Genomic DNA, 14,501 nt, shown 5'->3' with positions numbered 1-14,501 from the left:
TTGTTGGAGCTTTTTTTATTGGAAGTAAACTTAATAGACAAAGTCAGTTCATTAAAATAGTTCGCTAACGCTTACTATGTTATAATATTGTCTACCAGTTTAGTTTGAAATGAGCCAGTATACATGTTTAAAACGGTATAAAAAATGCATAAATAAACTAAAATGAACACGATTTCCTGTAGAAAGGTGGTACACCATGAATAAGTTTACTCAATTAAGAGAGGATTATTTTAATGAAGATACCCTCCGTTCCTTTCCTTCACTTTTTTTAGAAAAGTATAAAGAGGAACACCGTTTTGATGAAAAAGAAGAGCGAATCTTGGATGATATTAAAGATAGCTTGGCATTAGATACAAAAAAAGAGCTAGTGGAGAACGACTTGCTTGGTCTTTTCTCTTATTTAGGCCAAGACGATTACTTAGATCGATTTATCGTAAATAGCCTTACCAAGAATTGTCGTATGCTTACTGAAGAAGGTTTCGATAGAAAAGTCCGCTATTACTTATCACAAAAAAAGCTAAATGAATCAATGGTTTTCGCGCTAATAGACAGTTGTATTGAATGCAATAGAAATGTATTGAATAAAGAAATAATCATGAACTTATTAACAAATTATTCAAAACAACTAGATGTTTTTTCGATACTAATCGATTATTTTTATCATTTTAAAGTAGACGGTTATGAAGCAGCCATTTATGACTGGTTAAAAGAAGATTACCCAATAAATATTAGCATTCAACTCATCGATTTGTTGATAGAACTTTATTCACTAGGAAATCTAGATCATAATGCAGTAGCAGCCTTGATTCCTTTTCAAAAAAACAAAAAGTTGTTTAGCGATTATAAAGCAATTCTCAATAAAGAAAAAGTTGCTAAAACAACTGGACTAACGATTTTACAATCAATGTTTTATGGTGATTTTGAAAACAGTGGCAAAGGAAACAATGGTGGGATTGCTATCTTTTTAAAAACATTAGGAAATGAGCTATCTAAATCAGATAAAGTTTCTCTCGTTGTGACCTTAACGATTACGAATGAATGGTCAACCAATCAATCGATAATGAATTATTATTCAGGTAACCATCTTTTTATAAGAGTCCCTATCTATATAGACACAACAGATAAAGATCCTTTTTTGAAAAAAGAACGTTTTATAAAAAGAGCCGTAGACCGGTTCCTTAAAAAAGTTGGGATTGAACCAGATATTTTTCATGTTCGTTATTTAGATAATGCATCTAAAGCAATAGCACTCTTAAGTAAAGAAAGAGAAAAGAAATTTGTTTTTACATTAACACCAGATCCTCATAGAAACATGACCAATAAGGATGGAACATTAAAAGCCTACTCTTTCAATGAGTATGTTCAAAAAGTAAATAAGATTATGATAGGTGATGAACTGATTTCTGAAAGTGATCAAATAGTGGGAATAGGAAATGACAAAGTGAAAAAAGAATTAGAATTGTATTTCCCACAATTAGTAAAGGAAGATAAAAAAGAGACTATCTGGATGATAAGTGAAGGCATACAGGCAGATAGCGATTTTGAAAATAAAACTGAAAAAGGGAATCAGCCCAATGAATTAAGACAGATTAAATTTAAAAAAGGCTTTTTTGATAGACCGATTATTCTAAATGTTGGAAGATTAGAACAGCAAAAAGCGCAAGACGAATTAGTAAAAGCTTGGGGAAATTCCAGTATTTCAGAGGTGTACAACTTATTGGTAATAGGTGGAGATTTAGAAAATCCTAGTAAAGATGAAAAGAAGATGGTGTATTCGTTTGAAGAATATTTTTCTGAGCATTCACAACTGAAAGATCAATTTCATCATATTGGTGCGCTGTCAAATGAAAATATACGACTAATTGAAAAGAAAATTATGGAACATCAAAAACAGTACCCACAAATTTATCTTTGTTCTAGTAAAAAGGAAGAATTTGGAATAGCTATTTTAGAAGCTTTGTCGCAAAAATTCTTGGTAATAGGACCTGAAAGAGGCGGCGTAAAAAGCTATATAGAAAATGGCGTAAATGGATTTTTAATTGATACCACAAATTGGCACTCTATTTCTGAAGAAACAAAAACGATTATTGAAGAGTTGAAAAATAATCCAGTAGCTTTTGAGGAAATTCAATTAGCTGGAGAAAAAACAGTCAAAGAACGATTCTCTATGGAAAAAATAGCCAAAGAATTTCTGTCGTTTTATTTGTCTTTAAAAAGGAGCAAAGTAAATGAATACTAACCATATCTTTTTTATTAGTCCACCGTTTTATTCTCATTTTACTCCTCTTTTAGTTCTTGCAAAGAGCTTTAAAAAGCTTGGAAAAGACGTAACATTCGGATGTAGCATAGAGTTTAAGCAACAAGTGGAACAAGCTAATTTAACTTTTTATGAAATTGATATTAGTAAAAATAAAAATGTCGGAAAAGCTGAAATAACAGATCAACCTGATTCAGAAAAAGACCGATTAGATGAATTTTTTGAAGCTACACGAAAAGGCGCAATCGAGACGCTTATTACACAGTCAAATCATCGAAAAAAAGATATGCTTTATAAACCAGAAGAACTTATTTCAAAAATAAAAACCATTAACGAATCACTTGCAATCGATTTATATGTAGTTGATATCCTTTCATATGGTGTCACGCTAGGATTATATGTATTGGATTTGCCGTTTGTAACATTTTGCCCGCCGCACCCGAGAACGATTCCATCAGAAAACGAGCAGTATGGCGTTCCGAATAATTGGCCAAGTGTTATATCAGTTGATAATACGAAACTGAAAGAGCTCAGACAGGTTTCTAAAAACACGCAAAAAGAATTTACAACAATTTTTAATACGATGTTAGAAGAAAATAAGAGCCATCGTAAAAAAGTAGAAAATGCCTTTAGTTTAGTTTCAGATAGAGCTATTTTGTATAATTATTTTGATTTCGATGCGATTGAAGACGAACAACAACAACCCAATAAGATTTTTATGGGCAATTGTTTTGAAGAAGAAACACTAAATAAAGAGTGGTCAAAAAAGATAAACACTAAAAATACTAAAATTTTAATTACATTAGGTACTTTTTTATCTAATCGAGTGGATGTTCTAGAGAAGTTAATAATAGGCGTTAAAAAACAGAACCCTACAGCTTTGTTACTTGTTTCGGCTGGAAGCAATGCTGAAAAGTTGAAACAATACCGTTCTTCTTCAGTGATTATCGAAGAGTTTATTCCTCAAAAAGCTTTGATGCCTTACATGGATAACGTTATTTTCCACGGTGGTTGCAATACATTTACTGAAGCACTCTACTATGGTAAACCAATGATTATTTTTCCTTTTTCAAGTGACCAATTTAATATTGCCTACGATTGTGAAAAAAAACAATTAGCAGAGATATTAAATCCCAATACTTTTACAGAAGAGGATTTAGTAACCGCTCTTTCAAGATTAGCTGCACAATCAACTAAAGAATTAACCTATTGGAGTGAACTGTCTAAAAAAAGAGGACCTGATTTTGCTGTCAAACAGTTACTAAAAAACGATTGAAAATAACTTATAACTAAATAAACTAGTGAAAGCTAGCTAAACACATACGATAGGAGCGGATCTAGTGAAAAATTTTTTAATGAAAAGAGATGAACCAATTAATAGAAGTAAGTACGACGTGGATGGTATCCCTCCTTTAAGAGAAGCTGTCCCACTAGGTTTGCAACATATTTTTGCTATGTTTTTGAGTAACATAGCTGTTCCAATCATTGTAGCAAAAGTAGTCGGTATCTCGGGAAGAGATTTAACTGTATTAGTGCAAAGTGCTATGGTTATGGCTGGAGTAGCCACACTGATTCAGTGTTACCCAATTTGGCGAGTAGGTTCAAAACTTCCAGTAGTAATGGGAAGTAGCTTTGGATTTTTACCAACAAATATTTCTATTGCAAGTGGCTACGGGATTTCCGGCTTATTAGGAGCAACATTTGTTGGTGGACTTTTTTGTGCAGGACTAGGATTTTTCATCACACCCTTGAGACGTTTTTTTCCAAAAGTTGTAACAGGAACGGTAGTATTGACGATCGGCTTATCATTATTGCCAACAGGAATAACAGCAATGGCTGGTGGAAGTGGCTCGCCAACATTTGGATCTGGAAAAAACTGGCTGGTTTCATTATTTGTCATGTTTTTAGTTTTACTTTTAAATCAATTTGGAAAAGGAATGGCCAAAACGTCTTCTATTTTAATTGCTATTATTATTGGCTATATAGCGACACTATTTTTAAATATGGTAGAGTTTGGAGCTATTAATCAAGCTTCTTGGTTTTCACTGCCTCAACCATTTTACTTTCCATTAGTCTTCAAATGGGGAGCAATTGCCCCAATGTTGATTATGTTTGTCGTAACAGCTGTGGAAACAGTCGGAGATGTCACAGCGATAACAATGGGCGGATCAGACAGAGAACCAACAGATAAAGAATTATCCGGAGCAATCTTAGCAAATGGGATTACCTCTTCTTTAGCAGCGATGTTTAATTCTCTAGCAAATACATCTTTTAGTCAAAATGTTGGGATGATTTCATTTACTAAAATGATGAGTCGCTATATTGTTGCTGTGGGTTCAGTCTTTTTGATTGCAGCTGGGTTGATTCCTAAATTTGGCGCAATGTTATCTACTTTACCTCAAGCAGTTATTGGTGGTGCTTCTATTATTATCTTTTCTCAAATAACGTTAACAGGGATTAGTATTTTAACATCAGAGCCTCTAACAGATCGGTCAAAAGTGATTGTTGGTCTTTCGCTAGTATTTGGCTTAGGGTTAACTCAAGTTCCAGGTGCAATGGTTGCCTTACCTAGCTTTTTAGCAACATTATTTGGAGAATCTGCTATAGTGATTGCTTGTTTAGCGGCACTAAGTTTAAATGTTATTTTACCTAAAGAACAAACAAGCCCTCAAAAGTAAGGGTATCAATGGATTAAATAGGATCTTAAAAGAAGAAAAAGGTTTTATCTGTTTTTATTTGTAAGAATGAATAAAAACGTCTAACCCTTTCTTCTTTCTTTTTATTAGAGAATTACTTATACTAGACTAAGCACTAGAAAGAAAGTAGGAGATAAAATGGTTGAAAAATATGATTATATCGCTATCGGTGGCGGAAGTGGCGGAATAGCTTCTATTAATCGTGCAGGAATGCATGGTGCTAAAGGTTTACTGATTGAGGGAAATGTTATTGGTGGAACATGCGTTAATGTAGGATGCGTTCCTAAAAAAATTATGTGGCACGGAGCCCAAATGATGGATGAAATGAATTTATATGCTCCTGACTATGGCATTGATATTCCTACTAAAAAATTGAATTTTTCTAAGTTAGTCAAAAACAGAGAAACGTTTATTGAAAGACTACACGGGAGTTATAAGAATGGATTAGATAGCAATAACGTAGATTTAATAAATGGGTACGCCAAGTTTTTAGATAATCAAACAGTTGAAGTAAACGGGAAAAGATATACTGCAGATCATATTTTAATTGCAACAGGTGGAAAGCCAGAATTCCCAGCAATCCCAGGCGCTGAATATGGCATAGACTCAGATGGTTTTTTTGAGTTAACCGAATTACCTGAACGAGTAGCGATTGTAGGTGCAGGGTATATAGCTGTTGAATTAGCAGGTGTACTACACGGTTTAGGTTCTGATACACATTTATTTGTTCGTCAACATGCTCCTCTACGTAATTTTGATTCTATTATCGTTGAAGGACTTCTTGAAACAATGGAGCGTGAAGGTGCTGAGTTGCACACTCATGCGACGCCAAAAAAAGTTGAGAAAAATGAGAATGGCAGTTTGACTCTTTATTTAGAGGACGGAACAACTCATGAAACAGATACAATTATTTGGGCAATAGGACGTGAACCCAATACACAAAATTTAGATTTATCTCTAACAGATGTAAAAGTGAATGATGGTGGATACATTCGCGTGGACGAGTTCCAAAATACGACAGCTAAAGGGATTTATGCAGTTGGGGATGTCACCGGGCGCATCGAATTAACGCCAGTTGCTATTGCAGCAGGGAGACAATTATCTGAGCGTTTGTTTAATCACAAACCGTTGGCGCATTTAAATTTTGATAATGTTCCAACAGTTGTTTTTAGTCATCCGCCAATTGGAACAGTGGGTATGACGGAAGAACAAGCGATTGATAAGTTTGGTGTAGCACAAATAAAGACGTACGAAGCGCGTTTTACAGCGATGCATAGTTCTATTACTAAAAATAGACAAAAGACGTATATGAAATTAGTTTGTTGTGGACCTGAAGAAAAGATTGTTGGCTTACATGGAATGGGAGCAGGGATGGACGAGATGCTGCAAGGCTTCGCCGTTGCCATTAAAATGGGAGCGACTAAAGCTGATTTTGATGCTACAGTAGCTATTCACCCAACTGGTGCTGAAGAGTTCGTAACAATGAAATAAGTCGTTTAATAAAAACAACGCTTATAAAATAAAAAATCTTCATTCACAACTCCTATTAGGGTTTGTGAATGAAGATTTTTTTATTGAATGGATAGTTATTCTTGAACTAGTTCGATACTGACACCATAGTGATCTGAAATAACAGGATAATTTAAACCATTAAAAATAACTTCTGATTGTTTAACAGGAATTGCTTTATTTGTAAAAATAAAATCTAACCGTAGTTTTTCTGTGTTAGCAGACCAACCATCGATGTTACTTTCAACAGTATTTCCACCATCTCGTTTAGTTGCCAATAAAAAAGTATCAAACCATTCTTTGCTAACTAAGTCATATCCTTCATCTGTTGATTGCGAAGGATTATTAAAATCTCCCATCAAATAAATAGGACCTGTTAATGATTCAAAAAAAGTAGAGCACACAGCCCATTGTTCTTTAAACGTGTCCTCTTCGTCGTGCCACCAACCTAAATGAAGATTAATATACCAACTATTTCCAACTTGCATCCCAACTATCGAACGAGTTTTATGATTAGTATATGCTAAGCTTTTAGAAGCATAAAATGTCTTAAGTTCTTGAATAGGCTCAAGACTTAAAAAGGCTAAGCCTTCATCATAAATATCGTATCCAACGTGAGAAGGCTGCCACGTCCAATGATAGGTTAATCCCATCTGTTCTAGTTTTTGTTGAACCTGGTAAGCAAAGTTATCTCTTTTGATTTGGATAGTAGAATTCGTAGGGCAATAGGTAGATGTGCTTGATAAATCAATTACAGATTCTTTCATCGATTGATTAACTTCTTGAAAAGCTATGATATCAAATTGATTTGATAAAATAGCCTCAACAAGAAGGCTTAATTTTATTTGTGGTTGTTCTTCTAACCAACTATGTGTGTTTAAGGTCAAGAGTCTCAATACCTTATATTCCTAAAGCATCTTGAATATCTGATTTTAAAACATCTGCTTTTGGTCCATAGACAGCTTGGATTCCTTGGCCTTTTTTAATAAGTCCTAAAGCACCTGCTTTTTTCCAAGCAACTTCATCACCAACTAGATCAGGGTCTTTTACGCTCACACGAAGGCGCGTCATACAAGCGTCAACGTCCGTAATATTTGATGGACCGCCTAACAAGGCAATAATATCTGTGACTTGTTTTGATGCTGCTTCAAGTTTTCCAGAGTTAGTTGAAACGTCACTAGTTTCTTTATCAGTAATAGATTCTTCGTCAATATAATTTCCTAAACGTCCTGGAGTAGCAATCTTGAAACGGCCAATCATGTAATAAGAAATAAAGTAAGCAATAGCAAAGAACGCAATACTACTTAAGACAAAGTTAACAACATCCCATGCTAAACCGGCGTTAAGAGACATTGGGACACGAGTTAAGAATTCTAGGTTCCCGAATGAGTGAACACGTAATGGAATCACATCAGCTAATGCAAATGAAAATCCTTGAATAACAGCATAGACAACATAAAGTAAAGGTGCAGCGAACATGAACATAAATTCAAGTGGTTCAGTTACGCCGGTTAAGAAAACAGCAATAGCAGCAGAAAAGAAAATAGATTTATATTTTCTGCGTTTTTCTACATCTGTTCTACGGTACATAGCAAAAGCTACACCCATAAGCGTTCCAGTTGCGCCAATCATTTGACCAACTTTGAAACGAGCAGGAGTAATACCTGTTAATAGAGCTTGATAAGCAGTTGTGTCGCCAGATTCTTTTAAGTTTACTAAATCACTAACCCAAGCTAACCAAAGTGGATCTTGACCAAATACTTGAGTTCCTACATTTGCACCCGTTAGAATAGTGTACGTTCCACCTAAAGCAGTGTAATTAATTGGAATAGTTAACATATGGTGCAATCCGAATGGCAATAACAAGCGCTCTAATGTTCCGTAGATAAATGGAGCCAGTATAGGTGCAGTGTCAGCGGAAGTAGCAATCCATTGACCAAAGTTATTGATTCCTGTTTGAATAATTGGCCAAAAAACAGCTAATACAAGAGAAACAAGGACAGACCATAAGATAACAACAAATGGGACGAAACGTTTTCCGTTGAAGAATGAAAGTGCTTCAGGTAATTTACGATAATTATAATATTTATTAAAAACAATAGCTCCGACAAAACCAGAAATAATTCCTACAAATACGCCCATATTTAGAGCGGGTGATCCTAATACAGAAGTGAAGTAACCATTGACTAAAATTTCTGAACCAAATAATGTTTTAGTTGTTGCTCCTTGTGTTACTAACATATCAGAAGAAACTCCAAAAATAGAACCAGTCGTTACGTTAATTAAAATAAACGCTAAAATAGCAGCAAAAGCTCCGCCAGCACGTTCTTTAGCCCAAGAACCACCAATAGCTACAGCAAATAGAATATGTAAGTTTCCTATTACACCCCATCCCAAGCTTTCCATCACACTACCGATAACTGACAATAATTGACTATCTCCACCAAACATAACAATCATTTTACCGACACTGATCATTAAACCAGCTGCAGGCATAACAGCGATGACCACCATTAATGCTTTACCTAGTTTTTGCCAAAAATCAAATGAGAATTTTTTCTTCATTTCTTATTCCAACTCCTTGTAGTTTGTTCATCAATCGCGTCTGCGCAAACGCTTGCTCTTAGTATAATCAGATACTAAATAAAATGCAAACGATTTCGCTACCGAAAAAACTGTTAACGGTAACAGAATCAATAAAAAATAATTAGAAGACTTTCTTCTATAATGAAGTTATTTAAAAAAAAATTAAAAACAAGAGAAAATGAGTTTGACAACGCAAACGTTTGCGCTTAAGATGAGACTATCAATTTAACCAGCCGATAACCATATATGGCTCAAGGAGGAACTAGAACAGTGAAACGTTTATTTGAATTAGATGAGTGGAAGATAAAAACACATACGTTGGAAAAAAAAGACCGTCGCTTACAAGAAAGTTTAACGAGTATCGGAAATGGCTATATGGGTATGCGAGGCAATTTTGAAGAAACCTATTCTGGAGATCATCATCAAGGGAGTTACCTTGCAGGGGTGTGGTATCCTGACAAGACGCGTGTTGGTTGGTGGAAAAACGGGTATCCTGAATACTTTGGTAAAGTTATCAATTCAATCAACTTTATTCAATTGGATGTTTATATAGATGGAGAACGAGTAGATTTATACGAAGATTCTATCTCAGAATTTGAGCTGTCTTTAGATATGCAAAAAGGAATTTTATCCCGCAGTTACACAGTTGAAAAATCTGGTAATCGTGTTCATATCGAAGTCGAAAGATTTGTCAGCTTAGCTCAAAAAGAACTTTGCGCTATTCGTATGAAAGCAACTGGTTTGACTGGAGAAGTCACGATTGGTTTTTCACCCACTTTAGATGGAAATGTAGTAAATGAAGATTCAAATTATGAAGAAAAATTTTGGCTGCCAATTTCTACTACAGAAAACAGCCTGACCGTTGAAACCAAACCAAATGACTTTGAAATAGAGCAATTCACTGTAGCTGCAACGATGTTAAACCGTGTCGAAAATCTTGAATATAGTCGCTCTAGTACAACAGAGATGTCTGTTGTCCAAGAATATTCTGGTAAAGTAAAAGCTAATGAGTCAGTAACGATTGAAAAATTAATTACTTTAACAACTTCTCGTGATAGTTTGAAAGAGGACGTTACAAAACGAAGTATGCAACTAAGTGAGTCTGTTGCAGAACATTCATTTGAACAACTGCGTCAGCAACATATGGCTCTTTGGCAAGAGCGTTGGGATAAAGCTGACGTTGTCATAGGTGGGGATCCGGCAGCGCAACAAGGCATTCGATACAATTTATTTCAATTATTTTCAACGTACTACGGGGAAGATGAGCGTCTAAATATTGGTCCTAAAGGGTTTACCGGTGAAAAATACGGTGGAGCAACTTACTGGGATACAGAAGCGTATGCCATTCCGTTGTATTTAGCACTGACAGATCAAAAAGTTTCAAAAAATTTATTGAATTATCGCCACAATCAGTTGCCTCAAGCAGAACACAATGCGCGTCAACAAGGTTTGAAGGGTGCACTCTATCCAATGGTGACATTTACAGGCGTAGAGTGCCACAATGAATGGGAAATTACCTTTGAAGAAATTCATCGCAATGGAGCAATGGCTTACGCGATTTATAATTATACAAATTATACGGGTGATGAAAGTTATTTAATGGATAAAGGATTGGATGTTTTAGTTGGTATCAGTCGCTTCTGGGCTGATCGAGTTCATTACAACCAAGATAAAGAACAATACATGATGCATGGTGTAACAGGTCCTAATGAGTATGAAAATAATGTAAATAACAATTGGTACACAAATAAAATAGCTGTTTGGACGTTAAAGTACACATTGTCTTCATTAAAAAAAGCAGAAAATAAAAGAAGAGCTTTAGCTATAGGAGAAGAAGAAAGTAAGAAATGGCAAGCGATTATTGATAAAATGTACTTTCCGTATGATGAAAAAACAGAGATTTTTGTTCAACACGATACATTTTTAGATAAAGAGCTTCGCCCTGTTTCAGAGTTAGATCCGGCAGAATTGCCTTTAAGCCAGAATTGGTCTTGGGATAAAATTCTACGTTCACCTTATATTAAACAAGCAGATGTGCTACAAGGGATCTATTTCTTTAAAGAAGAATTTACAGTAGCAGAAAAGCAGCGTAACTTTGATTTTTACGAGCCATTGACTGTTCACGAATCAAGTCTTTCACCGAGTATCCATGCTATTTTAGCAGCTGACTTAAAAAAGGTCGCTAAGGCTGTTGACTTGTATAGTCAAACCGCTCGTTTGGACTTAGATAATTACAACAATGATACAGAAGACGGGTTGCACATTACATCCATGACCGGTAGTTGGTTGACAATTGTTGAAGGTTTCGCTGGGATGCGTACAGCAGGGGAGAAAATATCTTTTGCGCCACTGTTACCGGAGAACTGGACGAATTACGAATTCCATATTAATTACCGCAAGCGTCTATTAAAAATCAAAATAGACAATACGGCTAATGGAGTGACCATCACTCTCGTTAAAGGGTCACCGATTGAATTAACACTGTACGAGGAACAAATTTTATTAGTAGATAGGTATAACGGATCTTTAAAAAAATAAAATAAGAAATAGGATAAAAAGGAGAGATAAAAATGAAGGCTGTCTTATTTGATTTAGATGGAATTATTACAGATACAGCAGGCTATCACTTTTTAGCGTGGAAGTCTTTAGCCAAAAAATTAGGAATGGAACTAGATGAAGAATTTAACGAACAATTAAAAGGAGTGAGTCGTACAGACTCACTGGAACTCATTTTAAAAAGAGGCCAGTTAGAAAATACCGTTACGTTAGCTGAAAAAGAAAGGTTAGCCGCTAGCAAAAATGAAGCATACAATCAGATGATAGAGCAAATGAGTGCTTCTGATAGTTTACCGGGCATTGAAGCATTATTAATTGATTTAAAAACTAACCATTTTTTACTGGGATTAGCATCCGCTAGTCAAAATGGACCAGCTATTTTAAAGAAATTAGGTTTGTATGACTTATTCGATACGATTGTAAATCCAGCTGAGTTATCTGCGGGTAAACCCGATCCTGAAATTTTTCAAAAAGCTGCAGAACAGTTAGGCTGTTCTGTTAGTGAGTGTGTTGGGATTGAAGATGCAGCAGCGGGTGTTGAGTCGATTAACCGTGCAAATATGGTTTCAATTGCTGTTGGCGATAAAGAAGTCTTACATGCTGCAGATAAAGTAATAAAAACAACCAATGAGCTAACGGTAGACTTAATAAAAACGATTTGGACTGAATGCTGTGAAATTAATTAAACGACATTATGGTTGGATAAAAGATCAAGAAGTTATCGAATATCACTTAGTGAATAATCAAGGAGCTACATTTAAATGTTTAAATTATGGAGCGATTGTTACAGCTATTTTAGTTCCTGATAAAAATAAAAGTCTAGAAAATGTTGTACTTAGTTTTGACCAGTTATCGGATTATCTTACGTACCCTACTTATTTTGGAGCATTGATTGGCCGGGTTGCGGGAAGAATTCGAAAGGGACAATGGCTAGATCACCAACTAACGCTAAATGAAGGAAAGCACCACATTCATGGTGGAGAACCCAACTTCAGCCATCTTCTCTGGGAAACAAAAGAAATAACAAATCAAGCAGATACAGTAGGCATACAATTCAGTCATCGTAGTCCAGCTGGCGAAAACGGTTATCCTGGTAATCTAGTCACAACAGTAACCTACTTTTGGACAAATAATCAAACGTGGATAATGACTATAGAAGCCCAGACGGATGAACGAACACTATTCAATCCAACTAATCATACCTATTTTAATCTAAGTGGAGAGACCAAGCGCACAATAGAAACGCATCAACTTCAGATATCTAGTGAGGTTTATGCTGAAATAGATGACGAAAAATGTCCCACAGGTCGTCTATTAGCAGTTAAGGATACAGCCTATGATTTCACACAGCCGACTTCCTTACAAAAAGCTTTGAAAAAAAATCCTAAAGGGTATGATACACCGTTTAAGTTGCAAGAGGGCAAAGTCGTGTTGACGGAACAAGAGAGTGGTCGAAAATTAGAAATTGAAACAACACGAGAGTCCGTTGTTGTATTTTCTACTACTGGAATGGAAGAAGATTACCTCGTTAATGGTAAAAAAATGTGTAGTCATCTAGGGCTAGCGTTAGAAATGCAAGAATTGCCTGATGCTGTTCATCATCGACAGTTTCAATCTATAATTCTTGAGCCGGATAAACCTCATTCTTCTCAAACAAGTTATCATTTCTCTGTTTAAAGGAACTTGTCAGTCTGCAGATTATACCCTATGATAAGAGAAAACAGGGATCAACTATAAGGATGTGGGAGTTTTGGCTATTACAATTAAAGATGTTGCGAAAAAAGCAGGTGTAGCTACCTCAACTGTTTCACGTACGATTCAAAATCATTCAAGTATCAGCGAGAAGACTAAAAAAAAGGTTCGTTCTGTAATGGAAGAACTAGGCTATCAACCAAATCTAGCAGCAAGAGGGCTTGTAAGTAAAAATATGCGAACGATTGGCGTAATTTTGCCTGTTTCTGATGGGACAGTGTTTAAAAATCCCTTTTTCTTAGAAATGATTCGTGGGATTAGCAAAGCCTGCAATGAAAACAACTATATGGTAGCCTTAGCTTCAGGCACAACACAAGAAGAATTGCTTGAAAGTATTCAAATAATGGCTAAAGGTGGTAGAGCTGACGGTTTTATTGTTCTTTATTCTAAAAAAAAAGATAAAATTATTGAGTATTTGCATCAGGAAAAACTCTTTTACGCTATGATTGGCAAGCCTTATGAGTATGAAAATGAAATTGTTTATGTCGACAATGACAACAAACTAGCCGGTAGGGATGCGACCGATTACTTATTAGCTTTAAAACATAAAAAAATAGCGTATATCAATAAACATGCTGATCAAATGATGTCTGCAGAAAGATTAGTAGGGTATAAAGAAGCTCTTTTATTAAAAGGAATTGAGGTCAATCCGACGTATATTTTAGAAGAGAAAATGGCATCTCCTAATCAAAAAGAAAAAATAAAAGAATTGTTTATTTCAGAACAACACCCAACTGCAGTAGTAGCAGGGGATGATTTAATTGCAATGGAATTAATTTATCTGCTTAAAGAATTCAATTTACGTATCCCTGAGGATGTATCCATTATTAGCTTTAATAATTCTGTTTTTGCAGAGATAGTCCAACCACCATTAACTTCAATTGATTTACACGTGGCTTATCTGAGTGAACAAGTAGTAGAAAAATTGATAGATCTTATTGAAGGCAAACAAAATTTAGCTATTAAAGTTATTCTGCCACATGAAATTATTGAACGGAAATCATGTAAGTTGAATGAATTCATATACTAGTTTAATCTTTTTTTAAAATAAGTGTAAGCTAGTTAAAAGCTATCTTGCACTTATTTACTTAGGGAATCAGGCTTTATTTGAGCAGACTTATTTTTTTACTTGCTGATTAATAAAG

At 35.1% G+C, this 14,501-nt stretch carries 10 protein-coding genes; 8 read left to right on the top strand and 2 right to left on the bottom strand.

What is annotated here, in order from left to right; genetic code table 11:
- The first annotated feature begins 196 nt into the window (after positions 1-196).
- From ACMHYH_RS07870 to gorA, 4 genes are all read left to right on the top strand, one after another.
- Positions 197-2,239, top strand: a complete 2,043-nt coding sequence (locus ACMHYH_RS07870; protein ID WP_414838856.1) for a glycosyltransferase family 4 protein — start codon at positions 197-199, stop codon at positions 2,237-2,239.
- Positions 2,229-3,533 (top strand): glycosyltransferase, encoded by a 1,305-nt coding sequence (locus ACMHYH_RS07865; RefSeq protein ID WP_414838855.1) that lies wholly within the window; start codon positions 2,229-2,231, stop codon positions 3,531-3,533. The genes ACMHYH_RS07870 and ACMHYH_RS07865 overlap by 11 nt, the downstream gene beginning before the upstream one ends.
- Before the next feature lie 64 nt (positions 3,534-3,597).
- Positions 3,598-4,935: a uracil-xanthine permease family protein gene (locus ACMHYH_RS07860; protein WP_414838854.1), complete on the top strand. Its 1,338-nt coding sequence runs from the start codon at positions 3,598-3,600 to the stop codon at positions 4,933-4,935.
- A gap of 156 nt (positions 4,936-5,091) precedes the next feature.
- Positions 5,092-6,444 carry a glutathione-disulfide reductase gene (gene gorA / locus ACMHYH_RS07855; protein ID WP_414838853.1) on the top strand — a complete coding sequence of 451 codons (1,353 nt, stop codon included), beginning with the start codon at positions 5,092-5,094 and terminating at the stop codon, positions 6,442-6,444.
- A 95-nt stretch (positions 6,445-6,539) separates the two neighbouring features.
- Here gorA and ACMHYH_RS07850 read toward each other — a convergent pair whose 3' ends face one another.
- Together ACMHYH_RS07850 and ACMHYH_RS07845 are read right to left on the bottom strand one after the other, a co-directional pair.
- Positions 6,540-7,358, bottom strand: a complete 819-nt coding sequence (locus ACMHYH_RS07850; RefSeq protein WP_414838852.1) for an endonuclease/exonuclease/phosphatase family protein — start codon at positions 7,356-7,358, stop codon at positions 6,540-6,542.
- 4 nt (positions 7,359-7,362) lie between these two features.
- A complete protein-coding gene (locus tag ACMHYH_RS07845) occupies positions 7,363-9,027 on the bottom strand; it encodes a PTS transporter subunit IIBC (protein ID WP_414838851.1) in 1,665 nt (554 codons plus the stop codon).
- A 267-nt stretch (positions 9,028-9,294) separates the two neighbouring features.
- On the opposite strand from ACMHYH_RS07845, the gene ACMHYH_RS07840 reads away from it, so the two are divergent.
- The 4 genes from ACMHYH_RS07840 to ACMHYH_RS07825 all read left to right on the top strand — a co-directional run bounded on the left by ACMHYH_RS07840 (position 9,295) and on the right by ACMHYH_RS07825 (position 14,386).
- Positions 9,295-11,586, top strand: coding sequence for a glycoside hydrolase family 65 protein (locus ACMHYH_RS07840; protein ID WP_414838850.1), 2,292 nt, complete (start codon positions 9,295-9,297; stop codon positions 11,584-11,586).
- A 32-nt stretch (positions 11,587-11,618) separates the two neighbouring features.
- Positions 11,619-12,290 carry a beta-phosphoglucomutase gene (gene pgmB / locus ACMHYH_RS07835; RefSeq protein WP_414838849.1) on the top strand — a complete coding sequence of 224 codons (672 nt, stop codon included), beginning with the start codon at positions 11,619-11,621 and terminating at the stop codon, positions 12,288-12,290.
- On the top strand, positions 12,277-13,281 hold the full coding sequence (locus ACMHYH_RS07830) for an aldose epimerase family protein (protein ID WP_414838848.1): 1,005 nt from the start codon (positions 12,277-12,279) through the stop codon (positions 13,279-13,281). Before pgmB ends, ACMHYH_RS07830 begins: the two co-directional genes overlap by 14 nt.
- Before the next feature lie 73 nt (positions 13,282-13,354).
- Entirely contained in the window at positions 13,355-14,386 is a 1,032-nt protein-coding gene (locus tag ACMHYH_RS07825) for a LacI family DNA-binding transcriptional regulator (protein WP_414838847.1), read from the top strand.
- Positions 14,387-14,501 lie beyond the last annotated feature (115 nt).

Source organism: Carnobacterium sp. TMP28, from assembly GCF_047553015.1.
Classification (GTDB): domain Bacteria; phylum Bacillota; class Bacilli; order Lactobacillales; family Carnobacteriaceae; genus Carnobacterium_A.
The sequence above is the reverse complement of the archived record's forward strand: the minus strand, read 5'-3'. Positions and strand labels throughout refer to the sequence as shown.